Origin of the sequence: Anoxybacillus mongoliensis (assembly GCF_014201515.1) — a bacterium.
GTDB classification, from domain to species: domain Bacteria; phylum Bacillota; class Bacilli; order Bacillales; family Anoxybacillaceae; genus Anoxybacillus; species Anoxybacillus mongoliensis.
The window spans coordinates 1-22492 of record NZ_JACHEQ010000015.1; the positions used below are offsets into that span (position 1 = coordinate 1).

General features: G+C 39.5%; 17 protein-coding genes, 10 tRNA genes, 1 rRNA gene, 3 pseudogenes and 1 riboswitch. Of the genes and pseudogenes, 25 read left to right on the forward strand and 6 right to left on the reverse strand.

What is annotated here, in order from left to right; genetic code table 11:
- The 18 genes from rrf to glmS form a co-directional block, all read left to right on the forward strand.
- Positions 1–95: ribosomal RNA gene (rrf, locus tag HNR43_RS11745) — 5S ribosomal RNA — on the forward strand; the annotation flags it as partial.
- 165 nt (positions 96–260) lie between these two features.
- A tRNA-Asn gene (locus HNR43_RS11750) sits at positions 261–335 on the forward strand.
- A 2-nt stretch (positions 336–337) separates the two neighbouring features.
- Positions 338–410: transfer RNA gene (locus HNR43_RS11755), tRNA-Thr, on the forward strand.
- 15 nt (positions 411–425) lie between these two features.
- Positions 426–497: transfer RNA gene (locus HNR43_RS11760), tRNA-Glu, on the forward strand.
- Positions 498–505: 8 nt separating this feature from the next.
- A tRNA-Val gene (locus HNR43_RS11765) sits at positions 506–581 on the forward strand.
- 50 nt (positions 582–631) lie between these two features.
- A tRNA-Thr gene (locus tag HNR43_RS11770) sits at positions 632–707 on the forward strand.
- Between the two features lie 5 nt (positions 708–712).
- A tRNA-Tyr gene (locus HNR43_RS11775) sits at positions 713–797 on the forward strand.
- A gap of 18 nt (positions 798–815) precedes the next feature.
- Positions 816–890, forward strand: a tRNA-Gln gene (locus HNR43_RS11780).
- Between the two features lie 10 nt (positions 891–900).
- Positions 901–973: transfer RNA gene (locus tag HNR43_RS11785), tRNA-Lys, on the forward strand.
- A 6-nt stretch (positions 974–979) separates the two neighbouring features.
- Positions 980–1054 (forward strand) — tRNA-Gly (locus tag HNR43_RS11790).
- A 1-nt stretch (position 1055) separates the two neighbouring features.
- Positions 1056–1128: transfer RNA gene (locus HNR43_RS11795), tRNA-Ala, on the forward strand.
- Between the two features lie 152 nt (positions 1129–1280).
- A complete protein-coding gene (gene rocF, locus HNR43_RS11800) occupies positions 1281–2177 on the forward strand; it encodes an arginase (RefSeq protein WP_183244100.1) in 897 nt (298 codons plus the stop codon).
- A gap of 122 nt (positions 2178–2299) precedes the next feature.
- Positions 2300–2863: an RNA polymerase sigma factor SigW gene (sigW, locus tag HNR43_RS11805; protein WP_183244102.1), complete on the forward strand. Its 564-nt coding sequence runs from the start codon at positions 2300–2302 to the stop codon at positions 2861–2863.
- Positions 2864–2883: 20 nt separating this feature from the next.
- Positions 2884–3498 carry an anti-sigma factor family protein gene (locus HNR43_RS11810; protein ID WP_183244104.1) on the forward strand — a complete coding sequence of 205 codons (615 nt, stop codon included), beginning with the start codon at positions 2884–2886 and terminating at the stop codon, positions 3496–3498.
- A 63-nt stretch (positions 3499–3561) separates the two neighbouring features.
- Entirely contained in the window at positions 3562–4383 is an 822-nt protein-coding gene (gene cdaA / locus HNR43_RS11815; protein WP_183244106.1) for a diadenylate cyclase CdaA, read from the forward strand.
- Entirely contained in the window at positions 4376–5611 is a 1236-nt protein-coding gene (locus HNR43_RS11820) for a CdaR family protein (protein WP_183244107.1), read from the forward strand. Before cdaA ends, HNR43_RS11820 begins: the two co-directional genes overlap by 8 nt.
- Positions 5612–5627: 16 nt before the next feature.
- Positions 5628–6974, forward strand: coding sequence for a phosphoglucosamine mutase (gene glmM / locus HNR43_RS11825; RefSeq protein WP_183244109.1), 1347 nt, complete (start codon positions 5628–5630; stop codon positions 6972–6974).
- Positions 6975–7360: 386 nt separating this feature from the next.
- Positions 7361–9163 (forward strand): glutamine--fructose-6-phosphate transaminase (isomerizing), encoded by a 1803-nt coding sequence (gene glmS, locus HNR43_RS11830; RefSeq protein WP_183244111.1) that lies wholly within the window; start codon positions 7361–7363, stop codon positions 9161–9163.
- Positions 9164–9232: 69 nt separating this feature from the next.
- On the opposite strand, the pseudogene HNR43_RS11835 reads toward glmS, so the two are convergent.
- The 4 genes and pseudogenes from HNR43_RS11835 to HNR43_RS11850 all read right to left on the reverse strand — a co-directional run.
- Positions 9233–9571: pseudogene (locus HNR43_RS11835) on the reverse strand (acyl-CoA thioesterase); the annotation flags it as partial.
- Positions 9572–9678: 107 nt separating this feature from the next.
- Positions 9679–10910: pseudogene (gene tnpC, locus HNR43_RS11840) on the reverse strand (IS66 family transposase).
- Positions 10911–11233: 323 nt separating this feature from the next.
- Positions 11234–11494, reverse strand: a pseudogene (locus HNR43_RS11845) (IS1380 family transposase); the annotation flags it as partial.
- A 122-nt stretch (positions 11495–11616) separates the two neighbouring features.
- Positions 11617–12606 (reverse strand): JmjC domain-containing protein, encoded by a 990-nt coding sequence (locus HNR43_RS11850; RefSeq protein WP_183244113.1) that lies wholly within the window; start codon positions 12604–12606, stop codon positions 11617–11619.
- A gap of 437 nt (positions 12607–13043) precedes the next feature.
- Here HNR43_RS11850 and HNR43_RS11855 point away from each other — a divergent pair, with 437 nt between their 5' ends.
- Genes HNR43_RS11855 through HNR43_RS11875 form a run of 5 tightly spaced genes read left to right on the forward strand, consistent with a single transcriptional unit; the run spans position 13044 to position 17976 of the window.
- Positions 13044–13748 (forward strand): methyltransferase domain-containing protein, encoded by a 705-nt coding sequence (locus tag HNR43_RS11855; RefSeq protein WP_183244115.1) that lies wholly within the window; start codon positions 13044–13046, stop codon positions 13746–13748.
- 12 nt (positions 13749–13760) lie between these two features.
- Entirely contained in the window at positions 13761–14021 is a 261-nt protein-coding gene (locus HNR43_RS11860; RefSeq protein WP_183244117.1) for a PqqD family protein, read from the forward strand.
- A gap of 16 nt (positions 14022–14037) precedes the next feature.
- The gene (locus tag HNR43_RS11865) at positions 14038–14532 is read left to right on the forward strand and encodes a hypothetical protein (protein WP_183244119.1); all 495 of its coding nucleotides are present in this window, start codon (positions 14038–14040) and stop codon (positions 14530–14532) included.
- 6 nt (positions 14533–14538) lie between these two features.
- Positions 14539–16764: an asparagine synthase (glutamine-hydrolyzing) gene (gene asnB / locus HNR43_RS11870; RefSeq protein ID WP_183244121.1), complete on the forward strand. Its 2226-nt coding sequence runs from the start codon at positions 14539–14541 to the stop codon at positions 16762–16764.
- 18 nt (positions 16765–16782) lie between these two features.
- Positions 16783–17976, forward strand: a complete 1194-nt coding sequence (locus HNR43_RS11875) for an MFS transporter (protein ID WP_183244123.1) — start codon at positions 16783–16785, stop codon at positions 17974–17976.
- A gap of 142 nt (positions 17977–18118) precedes the next feature.
- On the opposite strand, the gene HNR43_RS11880 is transcribed toward HNR43_RS11875, so the two are convergent.
- Positions 18119–18559 carry an acyl-CoA thioesterase gene (locus tag HNR43_RS11880; RefSeq protein WP_035046489.1) on the reverse strand — a complete coding sequence of 147 codons (441 nt, stop codon included), beginning with the start codon at positions 18557–18559 and terminating at the stop codon, positions 18119–18121.
- Positions 18550–20820, reverse strand: a complete 2271-nt coding sequence (gene metE / locus HNR43_RS11885; protein WP_183244125.1) for a 5-methyltetrahydropteroyltriglutamate--homocysteine S-methyltransferase — start codon at positions 20818–20820, stop codon at positions 18550–18552. The genes HNR43_RS11880 and metE overlap by 10 nt, the downstream gene beginning before the upstream one ends.
- A 140-nt stretch (positions 20821–20960) precedes the next feature.
- Positions 20961–21150: riboswitch (cobalamin riboswitch) on the reverse strand.
- 334 nt (positions 21151–21484) lie between these two features.
- On the opposite strand from metE, the gene HNR43_RS11890 reads away from it, so the two are divergent.
- Complete coding sequence (locus tag HNR43_RS11890; protein ID WP_183244127.1) at positions 21485–21835, forward strand: lmo0954 family membrane protein; 351 nt, start codon at positions 21485–21487, stop codon at positions 21833–21835.
- 14 nt (positions 21836–21849) lie between these two features.
- Positions 21850–22473, forward strand: coding sequence for a PspA/IM30 family protein (locus HNR43_RS11895; RefSeq protein ID WP_183185875.1), 624 nt, complete (start codon positions 21850–21852; stop codon positions 22471–22473).
- The last annotated feature ends 19 nt before the right edge of the window (positions 22474–22492 follow it).

Genomic DNA, 22492 nt, shown 5'->3' on the forward strand with positions numbered 1-22492 from the left:
TCACACCCGTTCCCATCCCGAACACGGAAGTTAAGCTCTCCAGCGCCGATGGTAGTTGGCGGGACACCGCCTGCGAGAGTAGGACGTTGCCGGGCAAAACATGAATTATTCCGCAGTAGCTCAGTGACGAGCGATGCTCCATTGAGTAAACTGCGAGTTGCCTCGACGCATCCATCATCGCTGAGTATGCGAGTAGAGGAAGAGGCAGTACGCTTTATCTTAAATAATGGTTAAGCAGTATGAAGCCCTTACATCTTTATTCCGCAGTAGCTCAGTGGTAGAGCACTCGGCTGTTAACCGAGCGGTCGTAGGTTCGAATCCTACCTGCGGAGCCAGTGCTTCCATAGCTCAGTTGGTAGAGCACTTCCATGGTAAGGAAGAGGTCACCGGTTCAAGCCCGGTTGGAAGCTTGTGTGTCGTATGTTGGCCCGTTGGTCAAGTGGTTAAGACACCGCCCTTTCACGGCGGTAACACGGGTTCGAATCCCGTACGGGTCATCTTATATGGAGGATTAGCTCAGCTGGGAGAGCACTTGCCTTACAAGCAAGGGGTCGGCGGTTCGATCCCGTCATCCTCCACCATACATTTGGATAAACTGATAGGGAACTGGACAATATAATGTAGTCAGCTTGCCGGCTTAGCTCAATTGGTAGAGCAACTGACTTGTAATCAGTAGGTTGCGGGTTCAAGTCCTGCAGCCGGCACCATCTGCGGAGGGGTAGCGAAGTGGCTAAACGCGGCGGACTGTAAATCCGCTCCCTTTGGGTTCGGCGGTTCGAATCCGTCCCCCTCCACCATCTTCTTTGTTTCATCAATGGGCTATAGCCAAGCGGTAAGGCAACGGACTTTGACTCCGTGATGCGCTGGTTCGAATCCAGCTAGCCCAGCCATTCATATGATGAGCCATTAGCTCAGTAGGTAGAGCATCTGACTTTTAATCAGAGGGTCGGAGGTTCGAGTCCTCCATGGCTCACTGTTTGCGGAAGTAGTTCAGTGGTAGAACACCACCTTGCCAAGGTGGGGGTCGCGGGTTCGAGTCCCGTCTTCCGCTCCATGGGGCCTTAGCTCAGCTGGGAGAGCGCCTGCTTTGCACGCAGGAGGTCATCGGTTCGATCCCGATAGGCTCCATACCATACTATTTAAAACCTTAGGTACTACCTAAGGTTTTTTCTTTTTACTCTTTTTACTATAGAATAAATATTCAAAAAGTTGTCGAGTTGAGCCAACTGTTTCTCCTCATGTACAATAAATATTAGATACAGCAAGGGGAGGAGATCAAGATGAACATTTCGATTATTGGTGTGCCAATGGACTTAGGACAAACACGTCGTGGCGTTGATATGGGACCAAGTGCAATTCGCTACGCTGGCATAGTGGAGCGTTTAGAAAACTTAAATCATGATATTGAAGATTTAGGAGATATTCAAATTGGTCGCGCTGAGCGCGTTCAAGATGTGATGAATCCAAAATTACGAAACTTGAAAGCGGTTGCTGAAGCAAACGAAAAGTTAGCCGTTACAGTGGATGAAGTTGTAACAAGAGGTCGCTTTCCACTTGTGCTTGGTGGCGATCATAGCATCGCGATCGGGACGCTTGCAGGAGTAGCTAAACATTATAAAAACTTAGGCGTGATTTGGTATGATGCGCACGGAGATTTAAACACGGAAGAAACTTCTCCTTCGGGAAATATTCACGGTATGTCACTCGCTGCAAGTTTAGGACTTGGCCATCCAGCTCTAACGATGATTGGTGGATATAGCCCAAAAGTGAAACCAGAAAATATTGTGATTATTGGTGCTCGTGCACTTGATGAAGGTGAAAAACAACTCATTAAGGCAAAAGGAATTAAAATATATACAATGCATGAAATCGATCGTCTAGGTATGACGAAAGTGATGGAAGAGACGATTGCGTATTTAAAAGAACGCACGGACGGTGTACATTTGTCTCTTGACTTAGATGGACTTGATCCACACGATGCACCAGGAGTTGGAACACCGGTAATTGGCGGACTGACATATCGGGAAAGTCATTTAGCGATGGAAATGTTAGCTGAAGCTCAAATCATCACTTCAGCGGAATTTGTTGAAGTCAATCCGATTTTAGATGAGCGGAATAAAACAGCTGCAACCGCTGTTGCTTTAATGGGATCATTGTTTGGTGAGAAGCTTGTATGAGAGGTGGCATGATGCCCCTCTCGATTTTTTTTAAAAAAATTAACATATTCGTTGCGATTTATGGAACTTTGCTTTATGTTATTCGTATAAAATAGTAGCCCCCATGTGGAGGTAAATATGGAATGGACACGTTTATTAAGCAACGCATTAAAGCGGTTAAAAAGGGAGATCAAAGCGCGTTTGCAGATATTGTCGAAATGTACAAAGATAAAATTTATCAACTGTGCTATCGGATGTTAGGAAATCGTCATGAAGCAGAGGACGCGGCCCAAGAAGCGTTTATTCGGGCGTATGTCAACATTCATACATACGATCCGACAATGAAGTTTTCTTCTTGGTTATATCGCATTGCGACGAACTTATCGATTGATCGCATGCGTAAAAAAAAGCCCAATGTTTATTTAGATGCAGAGGTGTCAGGGACAGACGGGTTAACGATGTACTCGCAGCTTGCAGATGAAGGAGCTTCTCCGGAAGATGCGTTAGAAAGCTTAGAGTTACAACAAATGGTACAAGAAGCGATTTTAAAACTACCGGAAAAATATCGCACGGTCATCGTTTTAAAATATATTGATGAATTATCGCTACAAGAAATTAGTGACATTTTAAATTTGCCAATTGGTACAGTGAAAACGCGCATTCACCGTGGTCGTGAGGCATTGCGTAAACATTTAGGCCATTTATGATGAAAAAAGGAGTGAGACAGATGCCATGCTCTGAAAAAATCGTCCAATGGATGCATGATTATTTAGACGGAGACATTCAAAAAGAAGAAGAGCAACAATTGCGTAGCCATATTCAGCAATGTGAAGCATGCCGAGAGCATTTCTATGCATTGAAAAAAACAGTGGCGTTTGTCGAAAATGTTTCTCACTTCACCCCTTCAGACGATTTTATTAAAAAAGTGATGTACAATTTACCTCGTGAAAAACGGCGTGTGCGTTGGAAACGATGGCTTACCCATCATCCGTTTCTGACTGCCGCCTCGTTGTTCCTTTTGCTAAGCACGAGCAGTTTATGGGCAGTTTGGCAAGAAGATAATGAATTTTCGTTTTCTAAACAAGAACATTTAATTGTTCAAAATCATACTGTCATCGTACCAGAAGGGAAAATTGTTGAAGGAGATATTGTTGTCCGAAACGGCGATATTAAAATTGAAGGAGAAGTGCACGGCAATGTGACGGTCATTAACGGTCATAAATATTTAGCTTCTGCTGGCGAAGTAACGGGACAAATTGAAGAAGTTAATGAAGTATTTGATTGGATTTGGTATAATGTAAAAAGAGTCGGTTACAATATCGCCAAAACATTAACGAAATAGCCATCCATATTGATGGCTTTTTTACATGTGAGAGCAATTAGAATGAGTGAAGGAAGTGTAAGAATGCCATTTGGAGAGCTCCCAACATTTGTTAACTACCTCATTAAGTTTGTAGACATTCTTGTCGTTTGGTTTGTCATTTATAAGCTCATTATGGTTGTGCGCGGCACGAAAGCGGTGCAACTGCTTAAAGGGATTATTGTCATTATTCTTGTCCGAATTGTGAGTAGCTTCATTGGGTTAAGCACGTTACAATGGTTGATGGACCAAGCGATTACGTGGGGTTTTTTAGCTATCATTATCATTTTTCAACCAGAATTACGCCGAGCACTTGAACAACTAGGAAGAGGAAAATTGTTTTCGCGAAGTACGACCCCTGAAGAAGAAGAACAAACGTATATGATTGAAGCCATTGCAAAAGCGACAGAGTATATGGCAAAACGACGGATCGGAGCCCTTATTTCTATTGAGCGAGAAACAGGAATGGGCGATTATATTGAAACCGGCATTCCATTACACGCGCATGTTTCATCAGAATTGCTCATTAACATTTTTATTCCAAATACACCACTTCACGATGGAGCTGTCATTATACAAAAAAACCAAATTGCTGCGGCATCATGTTATTTGCCATTGTCAGAAAGTCCGTTTATTTCTAAAGAGCTCGGTACGAGACATCGCGCGGCATTAGGTATTAGTGAAGTGACAGACAGCATTACTGTTGTTGTGTCCGAAGAAACAGGAGCGATTTCTGTTACGAAAAATGGGGAGCTTTACCGCGATTTAAAATTAGATGTATTACGAGAATTGCTGACGAAGGAGCTTGTTCAGCCGAAAGCAACTTCTTCATCTCGTTGGCAGTGGAGGGCGAAAAAAAGTGGATAAATGGATGAATAGCCCATGGTTTATACGCATTTTTTCTTTGTTGTTAGCGCTTATGATTTACGTTTCAGTTAATATTGAAACACAATCGAATAGTATGTCACGAAATACGGTTGGACAAACGGATGTTGAAACGGTGACGGACGTGCCAGTGGTAGCGTATTACGATCAAGAAAACCTTGTTGTTTCTGGCATTCCTCAATCGGTTAACGTGATGCTTGAAGGACCGAAAAGTATTGTCACGCCAACAAAGCTGCAACGAGATTTTGAAGTGTATGTAGATTTATCTAAATTGTCAATTGGTCAGCATACCGTCCCTTTGAAATACCGAAATATTTCTGAAAAGTTACGCGTCACCATTGATCCAGCGACAATTACTGTAACTATCGATGAACGAGTGTCAAAAGACTTTCCAGTGGAAGTTGATTTTATTAATAAATCCCAAATTGCCGATGGTTATTCACCAGAACAGCCAATTGTCAAGCCAAATGTTGTGAAAGTAACAGGAGCAAAATCGTTAATTGACAAAGTGGCGCTAGTGAAGGCACGCGTCGATTTAAAAGGGGTCGAGGAAACGATTGAGCGAGAATCAAAAGTGACGGTGTATGATAAAGAAGGGAATGTATTGCCTCTGGATGTTGAGCCGTCTATCGTAGACATTACCGTCCCAATTAAAAGCCCAAGCAAAACCGTTCCTCTAAAAATTGAACGAAAAGGAACGTTACGAGAAGGATTAAGCATTGTGAAAATGGAAGTCATTCCGAGCGAAGTCACGATTTTCGGACCAAAAGCAAAAATCGATGAGATCGAGTTTCTTAGTGGTATTGAAGTTGATCTAAGCGATATTACAAGTGATACGACGTTACAAGTTGATGTGCCTGTACCAAAAGGAGTAAAGGTGGTCGACCCAGCAAAAGTGACAATTTTAATTGAAGTAGAGCAAGAAAAAGAGAGAACGTTTGACAACGTCCCGATTGAAATTATCGGATTGAACGATGCATATAAAGCGGAACTGATTGATCCTGTTGATCGCAATATTACATTAACAGCTTTAGGGGCTCAACGTGTACTGAATGCTATTCAGTTAAAGGATATTGAGGTATACTTAAACGTTAGTGAATTAGGCATTGGTGAGCATACTGTGCCAATTGAAGTCAACGGGCCTCAAAACGTTCGATGGAAACTACCGCAAAAAGAAGCAACCATCCGTATTATAAGAAATGAGTCATGATAAAAGGAGCGATAGCATGGGTAAGTATTTCGGAACAGACGGTGTTCGAGGAATTGCAAATAGTGAATTAACACCAGAATTAGCTTTTAAAATTGGTCGTTTTGGTGGCTACGTATTAACGAAAGATAAAGAACGTCCAAAAGTATTAATTGGGCGCGATACACGCATTTCTGGTCATATGCTTGAAGGGGCGCTTGTAGCTGGACTGCTCTCCATCGGGGCGGAAGTGATGCGCCTTGGTGTGATTTCTACACCGGGCGTCGCATATTTAACAAAAGTGTTAGGGGCGCAAGCGGGGGTGATGATCTCCGCTTCGCATAACCCTGTTCAAGATAACGGTATTAAGTTTTTTGGTCCAGATGGCTTTAAGCTGTCCGATGAACAAGAACAAGAAATTGAAGCTCTTCTCGATAGTGAAGAAGATACGTTGCCACGTCCAATCGGCAAAGATTTAGGGCAAGTAAACGACTATTTTGAAGGCGGACAAAAATATTTACAATATTTAAAGCAAACAGTAGACGAGGATTTTTCCGGCATTCACGTAGCGCTTGATTGCGCGCACGGTGCGACATCGTCATTAGCGACGCACTTATTTGCTGATTTAGATGCCGATGTGTCTACGATGGGTGCATCACCGAACGGGTTAAATATTAACGACGGTGTCGGCTCAACACATCCGGAGGCGTTAGCGGCATTTGTGAAGGAAAAAGGGGCAGATGTAGGGTTAGCGTTTGATGGAGATGGCGACCGATTAATTGCGGTTGATGAAAACGGTGAAATTGTTGACGGTGACCAAATTATGTACATTTGCGCAAAATATTTACATGAACAAGGGCGTTTGAAACATCAAACGGTCGTCTCAACCGTCATGAGCAACCTTGGTTTTTATAAAGCGCTTGAGGCGAAAGGGATCAAAAGTGTGCAAACAGCCGTTGGCGACCGTTACGTCGTCGAAGAAATGAAAAAGAACGGTTACAATTTAGGTGGAGAACAATCGGGGCATATTATTTTCCTCGATTACAATACAACAGGCGACGGGTTACTAACGGCGCTACAGCTTGTCAACATTATGAAAGTAACGAAAAAGCCGCTTTCTGAGCTAGCAGGGGAAATGAAAAAATACCCACAAAAATTAGTGAACGTAAAAGTAACGGATAAACATGAAGCAATCGCAAGCGAAGAAGTACAACGCGTCATTCGTGAGGTAGAAGAAGAAATGGCTGGAAACGGCCGCATTCTCGTTCGCCCGTCTGGTACGGAACCGCTCGTTCGCGTGATGGCAGAAGCGCCGACAAATGAACTTTGCGATCAATACGTCGAGCGCATTGCGTCTGTTATTCGTGAGCGCTTTGGCGTACAATAATGTTTTCGGTAAACGATATGCATAAATGGAACGATTTATTCCATTTATGCATATTTTGTTTATACAGGGGTAAGCGATACACATTGACGTTTGCCTCTTTATTGTTGTAAACTATTGTTGTTTGACATCTTACATGAAAGGGGGATAGCGGAAAACAACAGTTATTAAAGCGCCTGGACTAAGCTTTGGACGGGAAAAAAGCTTAGTTGACGAGGAGGAGGTTTATCGAGTGTTCGGCGGATGCCTCCCGGCTGAGGCGATGACAGCCGCAAGTTCTTTCTTAAAACAAAGAGGCGACTCTTTGCACAAAGGAAAGAACGTTCATCGCACATACGAATTAAGGGGCAAGAGCCCCTTCTTGCCCCTATTATTAGGGAGGATTTATTATGTGCGGAATCGTTGGTTATATTGGTGAACAACCATCAAAAGAAATTTTATTGTACGGATTAGAGAAATTAGAGTATCGCGGATATGACTCTGCGGGTATTGCGTTATTAAACGAACAAGGTGTCCATGTGTTTAAAGAAAAAGGACGCATCGCTGATTTGCGTGCCATTGTCGCAGAAGATGTAGACGCGCCGCTTGGCATCGGTCATACACGTTGGGCGACACATGGCGTACCGAACCGTGTCAATGCCCATCCACACCAAAGTGCATCTGGTCGTTTTACCCTTGTGCATAATGGTGTGATCGAAAACTACGAATTGCTAAAACGTGATTATTTAGCACACGTGTCGTTTACAAGTGATACAGATACAGAAGTCATTGTGCAGTTAATTGAAACGTTTGTAAACGAAGGATTATCGGTAGAAGAAGCGTTTCGTAAGACGCTTTCGTTATTGAAAGGTTCATATGCGATCGCTTTAATTGATGCAGAAAACGATGGCGTCATTTACGCAGCGAAAAATAAAAGCCCGCTTTTAGCTGGATTAGGCAAAGGGTTCAACGTTGTCGCCAGCGACGCATTAGCGATGTTGCAAGTGACAAACGAATATGTCGAGTTAATGGATAAAGAAATCGTCGTCGTCACAAAAGAAAGTGTAACGATTAAAAAGTTAAATGGTGAAGTCGTAGAGCGTGCACCGTATGTGGCGGAATTGGATGCAAGCGACATTGAAAAAGGAACGTATCCTTACTACATGTTAAAAGAAATTGACGAACAACCGCTTGTCATTCGCCGTTTAATTGAAAAATATCGCAACGAACAAGGTGAATTGGCGATTGACGAAAACATTGTTCAAGCAGTCAAAGAAGCAGACCGTTTATATATTGTCGCATGCGGCACGAGCTATCATGCTGGTTTAGTCGGTAAACAATTGATCGAAAACTGGGCGAAAATTCCTGTGGAAGTGCATATCGCAAGCGAATTTTCATACAATATGCCGCTTTTATCAGAAAAACCGCTATTTATTTATATTTCACAAAGTGGGGAAACAGCGGACAGCCGTGCGGTGCTTGTACGTACGAAAGAGCTTGGTCATAAATCATTAACGATTACGAACGTGCCAGGCTCGACATTATCGCGCGAAGCAGATTATACGCTTCTTCTTCATGCTGGGCCAGAAATTGCTGTTGCATCAACGAAAGCATATACAGCACAAATTGCGGTGCTTGCGATGTTAGCTGCGGTTGCCGCAAAAGCAAAAGGCATCGAGTTGAATGTTGACGTTACAAAAGAACTCGGCATTGTTGCAAATGCGATGGAGACACTTTGCGACGCAAAGCATGAAATGGAACAAATCGCACGTGAGTATTTAGCAACAACACGCAACTGCTTCTTTATTGGTCGTGCAGTTGACTATTATGTCGTATTAGAAGGCGCATTAAAGTTAAAAGAAATTTCTTACATTCAAGCAGAAGGCTTTGCGGGTGGAGAATTAAAGCACGGTACGATCGCTTTAATTGAAAATGGCACACCAGTGATCGCATTAGCGACACAAGAACATGTGAACTTAAGCATTCGCGGGAACGTCAAAGAAGTTGTCGCCCGCGGCGCTAATCCGTGCATCATCTCGATGAAAGGATTAGATATGGAGGACGACCGTTTCGTCATCCCAGCCGTTCATCCGATGCTCACACCACTTGCATCAGTCGTACCATTGCAATTAATTGCTTACTATGCGGCCTTACACCGTGGCTGCGACGTCGACAAACCGCGCAACTTAGCGAAGTCGGTAACGGTGGAATAAAGCTTAAAAAACACACGTCATGGATTACGATGCATGTAATCGGACGTGTGTTTTTTATATGAATGTATGCTATGCCTTGTTGATTCGTTTGTTTTGCTGATACAGTTGTACGATTTGTTCTTCCCGTTCGCTAATGATAACTTTTGGAACAGGGGTTGGTTTTTTGTTTTGATCGATGGCGACCATCGTTAAAAAGCATGTCGTTGTTAAGTGATGTTCGCCTGTAAATAAATCCTCTGTTTCGACTTTGACGAATACTTTCATGGATGTGCGACCGGTCGAGTAGACGAATGCTTCAAGCTTTAAAATATCGCCAACTTTTGCGGACGAAATGAAATCAACTTTGTCGATCGAAACGGTGACGACTGCTTTTCGCGCATGGCGCATGGCGGATATTGCCTGAATTTCTAAAAATATTCTGATCACTTTTAAAGTAAAGAAGGTAACTATTCACCCCGATAGTAGTATGTAAAAAAGCGCAACACAAATAGGGCATCTCCGTGATAGAAAATGCCCTAAGTGGTAGAAAGAATACGATCGAGCGTGTCGCCCGTCAACAGAAGACATAACGAGTCCCACACGTTTTTTTCGTGTTTCGTCAGTGTGGAAACGATGCTTCTTGTGATGCAAAACGACTGGGCGAATGTTTCTTCGCGAAATGTACCCGAAATGTTCTCTTTCACTTTGACCATGCGAAGATCGCGTTCGGCTTGGTTGTTATCAAAGGGAACATGCACTTCACGTAAGAAACGCAACGCTTCTTCCTTTCGTTTCTGAAGCCGTCGAACAAAAGCGAGTGCTTTTTTCGGAAGAGGCGTCATCGTTTCTAATCGGTGCTGTGCTCTTTCTAGAATGCGACCATACACTCGTTCCCATCGTTTCGCTTCTTTTTCGGAAAGTGTACCGTGATGAGCTTCGACGGCCTGTTTGGCGGCTAACAGAAACGTGGTCATGCGCGATGCCCATGTATGCCCTTGTTCGATGAAACCCTTCAATTCACGCAAATGATGGGCGTGACAAAGGGCATGGGTGGCTTGCGTGTATTTTGGATACGTACCGAACCCATCGTGCATCATCGTCCCTTGATATCGCGGAAGAATCCCGATGTCATCGGTCGCTTTCTTTCCGCGAGAAACGTGAGGAGCCAAGTACGTATATTTCGATGTGCACGCGACATGCACCCATGCGAGTTTCCCCTTGATGCGCAAACTTGTTTCTGCACATGATTCGTGACATGTGGTGGAAACTCCGCTTGTTGAACACATCGACAATGTGGACACGATTTCACTTCACGTTCATGTTGTGCCACCTCGATCGTCACAGGAGGGACATCAAACACTTGACGGATATCGACTTTGAACGGTTTGACTTCACGCAAAGAAGCCCCACATCCTTGACACGTATGCACACGATGAACGATGCGATGATGCGGATGTTCCACTTGACGGAGCGTCGTTCCTTGATGCCCTTCTTGTCCGCCTGGCTTGTTGCCAGATGGCTTGCGAGAAGAATGGGTGTGAAAACGGTCAGAAGATGGGGGCAAATGGCTATTGGAGCTGTTTTTTTTCGTGCGTGCTTCCAGCTCTTGAACGCGATACTTCAGTTGTTCATTTTCTTTGCGCAGCTGTTTGATTTCGTGACGCAAATGTTCATTTTCTTGAACAAGTTGATGAATGAGCTGTTTTTGTTGTTGGACTTTGCTGATTAAGCTCTCAACTGTAAATACAGCTTGTTGTACCGTCAACATGCGATTCACCTCCTTGTCTATCAATATTCACATCATAGACAGGAAATACAAAAAATATTCAGCTCACTTTATGATGTGGCTGAATAGTTACTAAAGAAGAACTGGCATGTTTTGAACTCTCTATTTTCCCTATGCATACCTATCTTAAAATCTCAAGTACAACTTGTGGTGAAGAGCAAATATTATTGATAAAAATGCCAAACAACCCTCTTTGGGAGGGTTGTTTGGCATGCCTAAAATGAGAAATATTCTTTTCTTCATCCGATGGGCACAAACACTGTGTATGGATAGAACGATTTTTAGCGCTAAACTTGACGGATATGATGATGAATCCCCATCGATGTCGAAAAAAGATCGTCCTGACGATCCGCTTCGATATGATCAAAACCCGTTTTTCCTGTGGTAAGCAAGAATGACGTCGCTATGTGGGAAATGTGCACGTCTCGACGAACGGTTCGAAGCCGAAGCGCGCTTAGTTGTTTATCCAGTTTCGTTTGGTGTAGTAAGTAGCCCACAAGAGCAAGCCCAGCACTTGGAGTAATCGCTTCATTTGTCAACACAAACCGAATCGGGAAATCTTTCATGACATTCACCTACTTGATGAAAAGTCGTTAACGTAGTTTTCCTTTATCGTACCAATGGTTTGTGATCATTGTAAAGATGTTTTGTCACGGATTCAGGATTTACAAACATTCACTTTTTATTTCTAATAACGAGTTAATAGTTGTCTAAATACTAGTTGGGTAGACTGGTATGGGTCAAAGTCTCCAGATTGATGTTTTAATAAGTCTCCAGGAGTAATCTTTTCTACTTCTTTTCTTAATAAAGAAAGCATACTGTCAATATCTTTGAATACTTTATTTTTCTCTTCATTATTTAGAGAATTATAATTTAGTGCAAGTTCTCTCCACTTATTATTACTTACAAGGCGGCTTCTCATTTCAGAAAGTAGTAGATCCAACCAAGTAGGTTGTCCAAAAGTTATATTAATTGCTAACGTTTCTTCATCTGACTTTGTAGAATGCCATACTCCCCTTGGAAGATATAACATTGATCCTGGTGTCAATTTTACTACATCTGCGTCTGGAAGATCCTCTGCTGGAGGCTCTCCTGTCCAATATTTCTTTAATTCTTCAGGATAATAAGGAGCCTCTGCTAAGTCATAATGTAAGGTAGGGTTTTCTACATTATGATTTTCATATAGTTTCCATATTTTTTCTCCTTTTATTTGGAAAATAAAATTTGTATAAGCATCGAAATGTGCCTTAAATCCCCCACCATTCTTGGCAGCATAAACAATTACTTTAGATAAAGTTCCTTCGGGTAATCGTAAATCACTTTTTAAACTTTCAATCCATCTTCTAGATCGGGGAATAAATAAATCAGTAAAATCAAATTCTAAAGCAGCCCCTTTTTCATACCACTGTAAAGCTTCATTAGATGGAACTAACAATCTATCCATTATACCCCCAGATTCTTCAACAACGGCGTTTCCTACAACCATTACTGGGTTATTATATATTTCCAGAATATCATTTAAATTTTTAATTTGGTCGAATCCTGGAATAACATCAAATCGATTTGGGTCTCCATTAGATACAAGGGGTTTTTTAGGCCAATATGATTTTAAAAAATCATCGATTGTTAATGGATTAATTATTTCATTTAGAACAGAGTCTTTTACTGAATTATACATTTTAATACATACCTCCCTCTTTTTAAAAATAATTTATTAACTAACAAATTATTTTAAATCTATAATTTTCTGAAAATAAATAGTTGAAAAAATTTTTTTAGTTAAATATAATTATCATTAGCGTGATAGCTACTATTTGTTAGGATAATAGGTATTATATAGAAGGTGTGCGATATGAAAAAAGAGTATAAAAAACCACGTGCATTTGAACTTCGTCGTGCAGTAATTGCAGGCGGTCATTAATTTTTAACAATAATTATTTAAGCTATTTTAAAAGATTTGGAGGTGTGCGATATGAAAAAAGAGTATAAAAAACCACGTGCATTTGAACTTCGTCGTGCAGTAATTGCGGGCGGTCATTAATTTTTAATGACGTAATCCCACATAAAAATTTAGTAGCTGTCACGCCCACTTTTATTGTGGGGAGGAATTAAATAGTGATTACAGCAGAAGAATGTGTTTTGTATAAGGAATTTGTGGAAAAATATCAAGGATATCTATATCCCTTGTTAGGGGCTCGACTCGCACGAGATTACAATAAAATAAACGGAATTATAATTGATATGGGAACTGGTCCTGGATATTTAACTACACAATTAGCTAAGAGAACAGGGGCCAAGGTACATGCTGTGGACATAAATCCTGCGATGCATGAGTTAACTCAAAAATTAACAACCGATATGGGTTTAAACAATTTAGTTAGTCTGGATTTAGAAGATGTACATAATTTATCTTATCCAGATAACTTTGCTGATTATATCGTTTCTTATTCATGTTTGCACCATTGGGAAGATCCGGTTTTAGGAATTAAGGAATGTTATCGAGTCCTATCCATTGGTGGAAAAATTGTTATTTTAGATACTCTTCCTACAAATAAAAAAAATTTGGACATTCTTCAGGAAAAGATTAAAGAAGCTCAATACTTTCGATTCGTGAAAGAAGCTTTAGAAGAAAGTTATTCATTAAACGAAGTGGATGAATTTGTAAAACTTGCAGGAATTGAAAACTATTCTTTGGGAATATTTGGGTTTCACCCAGAAGATTTAGTCGATTGTATGGATGATTTAGAGAGTGTAGATTTTTGGGATTTTGAAGGAAGTCAGCCAAAAGTTGAAACCTGGATATTAACAATTACAAAATAGGAGGAACAAGCTATGATAACAGAAAATACTATTTTAATAAAAGATCAATCAAAATCATCTAGAAAATACTTAAAAAGTACAATTATTGAACCTGATATTACATTAAATGAAATAGCTTCTGACATTTACAATTATATTGATGGAAAAAATAATGTTAAAGATATATGCAATCTATTAATTAAAGAATATAACATAGATTACGAAACTTGTTTAAAAGATACTTTGGAACTGATTCAGCAACTTATTGATTATAAAATTATATATGTAAAGTAAAGGAGGGAAATTCAGAATGAATAGTTCGAATTCTCCTTCTTTTTATGAAGAAAATGAGTTGCTAAAGGCTAGATCTAAAACAATTGTTAACTACATTGTAATGTTGATATCATTAGCATCCAAAAAAGGGATGAACCATGAAGATCTTATTGATTGGATTCATAAAACGTACGAGGAACACGGATATTATGATCAGTGGATTTATATAAACGGTTATGGAAACACAGAAGCTTTTGTAAAGATGTTTGCACAAGGTCGTAATCTTTTATATGACAATATTGAAGTAAATAATTTGTCTGATGGTTATGAAGTTAAGACACATACATGGTATGAAAGTGAAATACCAGAAGCTTTTTTCTATTTTGATATGGATGCTGAAGAATTTGCTAACTATTCAGCTAAATTAGCAATTAAAAATGCTGAGAAGCTCGGAATAAATTTATCTATTAAAAAAGAAGGTAATATAGAAATAGCATACATAAAAAAGTTAACAAATCATTCAGTGGAGTGAGCAGAAATGTGTGGTATTGCCGGTATTATTAACCTTAACCAATCTCCAATTAATAAAAATCAGCAAGATATACTAAAAATAATGATGGATGAAATTGCATATCGTGGTCCTGATGATGAACAATATTATATAAAAAATAATGTAGGTTTAGGGTTTAGAAGATTATCAATAATTGATATAAAAAATGGTCAGCAACCCTTACAAAATGAAGATAAATCTGTCATCGTATTAGCGAATGGTGAGATATATAACTATAAAGAGCTAAGAGGAAGATTAGAAAAAAAGCACAGATTTCAATCAAATTCTGATTGTGAAGTAATTGTACATCTTTATGAAGAAAAAGGAATTAATTTCTTAGAAGATCTTATAGGTATGTATGCTATTTCAATATGGGATCGTAGATATAATAAAGTAATACTTGCTAGAGATCGCTTTGGTATCAAACCATTGTACTATACATATAATGAGAATGTTTTCACCTTTGCGTCAGAAATTAAAGCTCTTATAAGATCTCCGAACTGTCCTAAGGAGTTTGACTGGGAAACTGCTTTATCGGATCCTTGGCTTAGTGGATATGTATCTACCAATCTAAATCCTCCTGTCTCATATTTTAAAGGAGTAGAACAGTTACCAGCAGGTACATACTTAGAAATAAATATATGTGATCGTGCCATGTATCAAAGGAAGTATTGGGATATAGAAACTAAAATTCAAAAAGAGAAATATAATAATAAAGATGTTGATTATTGGATATGTGGTTATAAGGAATTGTTAAAGGATTCAATAGAAAAATGCTTACAAAGCGATGTGGAGATTGGTTTGTTTCTTAGTGGTGGGATTGATTCAGCTGCTATCGCAGGAATAGCATCCAAAAGAGAAAATTTCCATACTTTTAGTGTACTGAGTCAAAGTACATTTACAAATGAAGATGCTAAATATGCACACTTAATTTCTAAAACATTTAATTTACCCAACCATCAGGTTATTTTTGATTGGCAAGACAAAGAATTATTGACACCTCAATGTTATAAGCATCTACTATGGATAACTGAGACTCCATTTTGTGGGCCTGAACAATTTTATAAATATAACCTACACAAATATGCCAAAAATATAAGACCTAATATAAAAGTAATACTTACAGGTCAAGGAAGCGATGAGTTTAATGGTGGTTATAGCAGAATGTTCGCTCCAGAGGACGAAAAAAATTGGAATGGATTTATTTCTTCTTTAAATATTCTTGAGAGAAACAGGATAATTAGTTCATTAAAAACTAATATAAACGTTTGGGAAGAACATTTTGTTACAAACCCAATATCTACCAAATTTCTCAAAAATCTAGGGGATAATAGTAATCTAACACCATGGCAATCTTATACTTTAACAAAGTATAGAGATTTACAAATGTATAATTGTTGGCATGAAGATAGGATAGCTGCTGCCAATCATATTGAAAATAGAGTTCCATTTTTAGATCATAGGCTTGTAGAGTGGATATTTTCTATACCTGAAGAACTACACTCGAAATTACTTTGGGATAAAAAGATTTTAAGAGAGGCAATAAAGGAATATCTTCCTAAAGAATACTGTAATCGTGAAAAAGTACCTTTCTTTTATGGAAAAGACGTAAAATATACACATAGGATGATGTTAAATTTATTAAATTTTAATAATTCAGAGTTATTACAAGAAGCCTTTTTAAATGAATATACAGAAAATATTATTGATTTTGATAAGATCAACGTTATCTTTAAAAATATTCAGGAAGATCCGGAAGCCTATGGTACAGAATTTCTATTAAGATTGGTAAACATGGGTTTACTTTCAAATATGATTAATCAAAAAACTGTATTAGAAAGTCCACAAGATAAAATACTAACTGCAATTAATGGGGAATGGACAGATATTGAAAATGAAGTTTCATCTAAATTTAACAAACATAAAGAAATTAACCTTGGACATGTTCCGTCTTTTAAAGAGGGGGTAAAATTAGTAAAGCTATATAATAACAAAGTTGAAAATGATTTATATTACATAGTGGTCAATAACATTATTGAGTTTTCTTTATCAAGAAAAGAAGTTGGCGAATGGATAGACGTATTACAAAATATTGATGGTAATAAAACATTAAATCAGATCTTAATCGATACTAATATAAAATTATCTAATATCGCTAAATATCTTAAGGAAGCCATTGATTTTGAACTTATTGTTCTACAAGATTTTAAATAAGTATAAAGGAGTATAAGTATGCGTACTATTCAATTTTTTGCAGTTCTAAGAGGACTGGCAATGGGATTATTTTCTCCTATATGGATTCTTTACTTGGTGGATCAAGGTTATGATTTACTACAAATCGGATTGCTAGGTACAATTTTCGAAATAGCAAAGTTAATTTTTGAAGTACCATCCGGAACATTTGCGGACCGATATGGCATCAAACTCTCAATTGCGGGTTCTTTTTTTCTCTCCGTTGTAACATGGGCTTTCTTTCCTTTCATTGATACATTAATTATCTGTATATTAGCTATGATTATATGGGCTTTATCAGATGCGCTCATCTCTGGATCACTAGAAACTTGGATGAGTAGAGTTGTAGGAGAAGAGAGATTCGGGAAAGAAGTAATGAAAAATACTCAAATACTCATTGCATTTATTGTTGTTGGTAGTATTATTAGTGGTTACCTATACTCTTACAATATGTTTTTACCATTTATTATCGTAGTAGCACTTTATACAATCTTGTTTATATGGATGTCAATTTTTGTTAAATTACCTATTGTTAAAAGTGAACACGAACAGGAACATATTAAGGAGTCATTTTTAAATATCTTAAAACAAAGTTTAAAAATAGTTTTTCATAAACGAAGAGTATTGTTAATTGTATTATCTGGATTCTTTACCGCTTTAACTTACGATATGGTATCAAGATATTGGCAGCCCTTACTCAATGAGATGGGTTTTTCTGAAACCGGACTAGGCTATATCTTTGCACTAGCAGGAATATTTGCTTTAATTCTCTTAGGAATAACAATGAAATTAGAGAAAAAAATAGAAACAAATCCATATATGTCTTTAACAATTGTAGAATCAGTCAGCCTACTATTAGTAGGAGTATTAACAATAGGTTTCAAACCGTTAGGGGCAATCGCAACTTCAATATTGTTAGCAGTTGAAGATGTTAGACATCCAATTGTTATCAGTTATTTAAACAAATTTTTCCCAGATAATTACAAAAATACTCTATTTTCTTTAAATTCAGGAGTTGGTGCCCTGGGAGAAATCCTATCTGGTGTTATCTTTGGAATTATTGCATTAGAATTTGGACTAACAACAACATTTTTGGTAGCTGCCATTTTTCTATTACCAGCAATTATTATTTATTGGGTAGTACCTAAAATCCATGATAAAACTTCTATTACTGTAGATGAGCAACTTCGCTAACATAAAAAATAAAAAAATAGACTGAAAGAGCCTGTTCGTCAAAATAATCACTATTATTCTCATATTATCGGCATTGGCATAGATAAACAAATGAATATAACCCATGGCGTTAGCTCTCAACTAGCGCCATGGGTATAAATATTTATACCTTATTGTTTTGCTGATACAGTTGTACGATTTGTTCCTCCTGTTCGCTGATGATGACTTTTGGAACAGGCGTCGGTTTTTTGTTTTGATCGATGGCGACCATTGTTAAAAAGCATGTGGTTGTTAAGTGATGTTCGCCTGTAAATAAATCTTCTGTTTCGACTTTGACGAATACTTTCATGGATGTGCGCCCGGTCGAGTAGACGAATGCTTCAAGTTTTAAAATATCGCCTACTTTCGCAGAAGAAATAAAGTCAACTTTGTCAATCGAAACGGTGACGACGGCTTTTCGTGCATGGCGCATGGCGGATATTGCCGCAATTTCATCAATATAAGCTAAAACAGTACCACCAAAAATCGTGCCGAGATGGTTCGTATCAGAAGGCAATACGAGCCGTGTTTGAATCGTTTTCGACTGCTCGACGCTCACTTCCATGACTTCATCCCTCCGTAAGCCAAAAGTCGCTCTCGGTATTCGTGTGCGGCTTCCACCATCGCTTTGAGTGCGGCAATCGTTTCTTCTTCTTTTCGAGTTTTTAATCCGCAATCAGGATTGACCCAAAATTGTTCTGGACGAAGAACGCGAAGTGCTCGTTCGATTTGTTCGCTTAGTTCTTCTTTTGTCGGAATGCGTGGGCTATGAATGTCATACACCCCTAATCCGATTCCCTTCTCATACTCATATGTTTCAAATACAGAAACAAGTTCACCATGGCTTCGTGACGATTCAATGGAGATGACATCCGCATCAAGTTCATCAATGACATGCATCATATGTTCAAATTGTGAATAGCACATATGTGTATGAATTTGCGTTTCCTCTTTCACCGATGAGGTAGCGAGACGAAACGCCATAACAGCATCTTCCCAATATGATGCATGTTTCTCTTTTTTGAGCGGCAATCCTTCCCGTAACGCTGGCTCATCGACTTGAATGATGCGTATGCCTTCCTTTTCTAACTGCAATACTTCCTCACGAATGGCGAGGGCGAGCTGCATCAGCACATGTTTGCGTGAAATATCGTCGCGAACGAACGACCAGTTTAACATTGTCACAGGACCTGTTAACATTCCTTTCACAGGTTTGTTCGTTAACGATTGGGCATACACCGTTTCTTCTACAGTCATTGGATATAAATGAGCAATATCTCCAAAAATAATTGGCGGACGCACACAACGCGAGCCGTATGATTGCACCCAGCCGTTTGTTGTGCATGCCATGCCTTGTAGTTTTTCGCCAAAAAACTCGACCATGTCTGTGCGCTCGAATTCGCCATGGACAAACACATCGAGCTGAAGTTGCTCTTGAATGTCGATCCATTTTGCGATTTCTTTTTTTATAAACGACTTATATTGATTGTCGTTCCATTCGCCTTTTTTCCACTTCATTCGAGCTTGGCGCACGTTGCTCGTTTGCGGGAAGCTTCCAATCGTCGTTGTCGGTAAAAGCGGAAGTTGTAAATGGGCTTGTTGTGCTTTTCGTCGTTCGTTGTAAGGCACGCGGCTTACCGGAACAGTTTCAGTTGTTTGTTCTTGTTCGTGGTGAAGTTTGGCGAAATAAACGTTTGTTTGTTCATCGTATTTGATTAGCTCGTCGATCGTTACGTTTCCGTTCATATACTCTGTCAACATACGTATCTCATCTAATTTTTCATCGGCAAATGATAAAGCCCCAGCAAGCTCCGTCGGCAATGTATGTTCATGTTTTGTCGTGACAGGAACATGCAGTAAGCTGCAAGACGGTTGAATAATGAGTTGTTCGGCAACGTTTGCTAGATGGTGAAGGAGCGTCGCTTTTTGTGCAAGCGAGCTTTTCCATACATTGCGACCGTCTACAATCCCAGCAACTAATATTTTATCTTTCGGAAATCCATAGGTGTTTATGTTTTTCATGTTTTCGCCATTACCATGTACAAAGTCAAGCCCAATGCCTGCGACAGGTAAAGCAACGATTTCACGATAATGCGATACGCTATCAAAATATGTTTGTAAAATAAGGTTTATATTTGGTACATCGCGATGAAAAACTTCATATACATCACGAAATGCATCGATGATGTCATCATCTATATCTTGAACGAGAATCGGTTCATCGATTTGGACGAATGACACGCCCGCTTCGCTTAGTTGTTTTAACAATTCCACATAAACGGGAACTAATTGTGCGAGATGTTTGCGCCACTCGTGTCGCTCGTATTGCTTAGAAAGCAAAAGAAACGTAATCGGTCCAAGCAACACAGGTTTTGTTTCTAAATCGAATGTTTCTTTTACAAGGTTGTATTCTTTCAATAGGCGATTCTCTACTAATCTTGGCTTTGTTTGTCCAATTTCAGGCACGATGTAATGGTAATTTGTATTAAACCATTTCGTCATTTCAAGCGCATGTTGTCCGTTCGTGCCACGCGCCATCGCAAAATATTGCTCAAGCAGATTGTCTATGTGTTGAAATCGTTCTGGAATATACCCAAACATAAATGCTGTATCTAACACGTGGTCGTATAAAGAAAAATCTCCAATCGGAATGAGATCAATTCCTTTCTCAAGCTGTTTACGAATGGAATCCAGTCGAATCGTTTCCATTGTTTTTGTGAATTGATCTTTGTCTATTTGCCCATTCCAAAAAGATTCTAACGCTTTTTTCCATTCTCTTTTTTCACCAATGCGCGGATACCCTACATTTGAACTACGGATGAACATGTGCAAGCACCTCCAGTTATTTATATCCCAATCAAGCAAAAAACCCTCTTTCAACAGAAGGAGGGCATAGCTAGCTCGTATTGAGATACATGAAGTGCCTCAAGATCATATGTCCTCACTCCTCCCTATGACGCGTAGGTCGTAAGTGCATACAACAGGCAGGTCTCCTGACTTAGCTTCATCGCTGCTTATCTCCTTCCCATTTCAAATGAAACAGTGGATGATGATAAACAGCTCTGCATCACAGTGGCGCGACCGTGTTGGATTTTCACCAAACTTCCCTTTTAAGATTCACAACATGTGTGAATCACCTGTTGCGTGAACTTATTATGTTATTGTATAAAATTCAGAATAAACGAACTTTTTGTTTTTTTCAAGAGAAAGGAGTGAATTTAAATGTTACAGCGCAAACAAATGAAAGAGCCGCTTTGTTTTATTGCGGCTCTTTGTTATGAAGGGATGCTTCCATTTCTTTTGATAATCAGCACTTTCGCATTTTCATCCACTCTCATTTTATGGTTATTATACCTCCTTCGCATAAGAATTGAAACGACTTTCATCATTATAAAAATACGCCTCGAGTCGTAGGCGAAAATATAGCTATAGGACATGATGAAGAGAGATGAGAATCGGTAAGATGAAAGCAAGGAAGGAGGCGAAAGGGATGTTAAAAAAAATCGGGTTATTGCTTGCAGGTGGACTTTCTGTGCTCGTGCTTATGTTTCACCTCGGTCCGCTCGTTGGGTTAGCGATCAGCTTGGCGATTTTGTACTATGCGGTCAAAAAGTTTTTCAAAGCCGATTCGACGTTCGGCAAAATCGTTTGGGCGCTCATTGGCTTGGCTGCGCTGATGGTGAGCGTGTCGAATGTGCCGGCGCTTATTGCTATCGTCGCAGCGTATGTGCTGTATGTCGTGTATAAAAAATGGAACGAACCGAAAGAAGTAGTGCAAGTCGTTGACGATCCGTTCGTTCATTTTGAAAAGCAATGGGCAGAACTACAAAAACATTATTAAAGGAGCGAAGAACAATGGGGTTACTTTCTCGCATGAAAACGATGATTTCGGCAGATATTCATGAATGGTTGGACGAAAAAGAAAAGAAAAATCCGATTGCGGTGCTAAATGAATACTTACGCCAATGCGAACAAGAAGTAGAAAAAGTACGGAAGCTGCTGGAACGGCAATACTTGCTGAAAGAGCAGTTTACACGCGAATATCGTGAAGCTATACAGCTTGCGGAAAAACGGAAGAAACAAGCGGATATTGCCTCAAAAGCCGGTGAGTCAGAGTTGTTTACGTTTGCGTCTCATGAGCAAATGCAGTACGAAGAGCGGGCGACGAGATTAAAGCAATTGCTTGAGCAAACAAACGAACAGCTATTGGAACTAGAGAAAAAATATGAACAAATGAAACATCAACTAAAAGATATGCATATGCGCCGCATGGAGCTGATGGGGCGAGAAAATATCGCACGGGCGCATTATCGCATGAATCGAGTGCTAGATGGATATACAAGCCCGACGCTTTCTGCTTTTGCGGATACAGAGTCATATTTAGAGCGCCTCGAGCAACAAGTGCAGTCAGATTATTATCGCCATACGATTGACGCTCGCATCGCGGAATTGGAAAAGCGGTTGCAGCAAGAGCAATAAACATATATGCTAAAGGCGT

Bases quoted from the DNA above. Each gene is read 5' to 3' on its own strand.
- rocF (WP_183244100.1), top strand. From the start codon at position 1,281: ATGAACATTTCGATTATTGGTGTGCCAATGGACTTAGGACAAACACGT.
- sigW (WP_183244102.1), top strand. From the start codon at position 2,300: ATGGACACGTTTATTAAGCAACGCATTAAAGCGGTTAAAAAGGGAGAT.
- HNR43_RS11810 (WP_183244104.1), top strand. From the start codon at position 2,884: ATGCCATGCTCTGAAAAAATCGTCCAATGGATGCATGATTATTTAGAC.
- cdaA (WP_183244106.1), top strand. From the start codon at position 3,562: ATGCCATTTGGAGAGCTCCCAACATTTGTTAACTACCTCATTAAGTTT.
- glmM (WP_183244109.1), top strand. From the start codon at position 5,628: ATGGGTAAGTATTTCGGAACAGACGGTGTTCGAGGAATTGCAAATAGT.
- glmS (WP_183244111.1), top strand. From the start codon at position 7,361: ATGTGCGGAATCGTTGGTTATATTGGTGAACAACCATCAAAAGAAATT.
- HNR43_RS11850 (WP_183244113.1), bottom strand. From the start codon at position 12,606: ATGTATAATTCAGTAAAAGACTCTGTTCTAAATGAAATAATTAATCCA.
- HNR43_RS11860 (WP_183244117.1), top strand. From the start codon at position 13,761: ATGATAACAGAAAATACTATTTTAATAAAAGATCAATCAAAATCATCT.
- HNR43_RS11865 (WP_183244119.1), top strand. From the start codon at position 14,038: ATGAATAGTTCGAATTCTCCTTCTTTTTATGAAGAAAATGAGTTGCTA.
- asnB (WP_183244121.1), top strand. From the start codon at position 14,539: ATGTGTGGTATTGCCGGTATTATTAACCTTAACCAATCTCCAATTAAT.
- HNR43_RS11875 (WP_183244123.1), top strand. From the start codon at position 16,783: ATGCGTACTATTCAATTTTTTGCAGTTCTAAGAGGACTGGCAATGGGA.
- HNR43_RS11880 (WP_035046489.1), bottom strand. From the start codon at position 18,559: ATGGAAGTGAGCGTCGAGCAGTCGAAAACGATTCAAACACGGCTCGTA.
- metE (WP_183244125.1), bottom strand. From the start codon at position 20,820: ATGTTCATCCGTAGTTCAAATGTAGGGTATCCGCGCATTGGTGAAAAA.
- HNR43_RS11890 (WP_183244127.1), top strand. From the start codon at position 21,485: ATGTTAAAAAAAATCGGGTTATTGCTTGCAGGTGGACTTTCTGTGCTC.
- HNR43_RS11895 (WP_183185875.1), top strand. From the start codon at position 21,850: ATGGGGTTACTTTCTCGCATGAAAACGATGATTTCGGCAGATATTCAT.